This window comes from Mesorhizobium sp. M7A.F.Ca.ET.027.03.2.1, from assembly GCF_003999175.1.
Lineage (GTDB): Bacteria > Pseudomonadota > Alphaproteobacteria > Rhizobiales > Rhizobiaceae > Mesorhizobium.
Map to the genome: position 1 here is coordinate 1 of NZ_RZOM01001724.1, position 671 is coordinate 671.

The window sequence follows — 671 nt, forward strand, 5'->3', positions numbered from 1 at the left end:
GTGCGGATATAGTCCTCGTTGAGGACCTCGATCAGCGCCGAGCGGGTAACGCGCGCCAGGATCGCGGCTTGCGGCAAGGCAAGTGCGACCGCCGGCAGCAGCAGCGATTTCAAGGCTGGCCAGATGCCGGCACTCCAGCCGGGAAAGCCACCGGCCGGGACCAGCCGCAGCCAGACGGCGAAGACATAGATCAGCATCAGTGCGAACCAGAAATTGGGCACGGCGACGCCAAGCTGTGCGGCGCCCATCGAAATCGTGTCACCGGCGCGTCCACGCCGGCTGGCGGAAAACAGGCCAACGGGAATCGCGATGATGGTGGAGAGCGCAAGCGCAATCAGCGCCAGCGGCAGCGAGACGGCAAGCCGCTCGCGCACCAGGTCGATGACCGGCACCGAATAGGTGTAGGAGCGGCCGAAATCGAGGCTGAGCAGGCCGCCGGCCCATTGCAGGTAGCGCAAGGCCAGCGGGGCGTTGAGGCCCATCTGGTTGCGCAGCAGCTCGACCTGATCGGCACTGGCGTTCAGGCCCAGCATTAGCCGCGCCGGATCGCCGGGCAGGATCTCCAGGACGGCGAACACCACCATGGAAGCCAGCACCAGCGTGGCGAGCGCGACGGCGAAGCGTTTTAGGAGGTAGGCGGTCATGGAAGGTGGGGGATCACTCGCTCCACT

The 671-nt window shown here is 66.2% G+C and carries 1 protein-coding gene; it reads right to left on the minus strand.

Annotation, left to right across the window (positions count from 1 at the left end; all coding sequences use genetic code 11):
- Positions 1-644 (minus strand): ABC transporter permease (locus tag EN750_RS37665; RefSeq protein ID WP_145968350.1); only part of this gene is annotated, 644 nt, incomplete at its 3' end.
- Between the last annotated feature and the right edge of the window lie 27 nt (positions 645-671).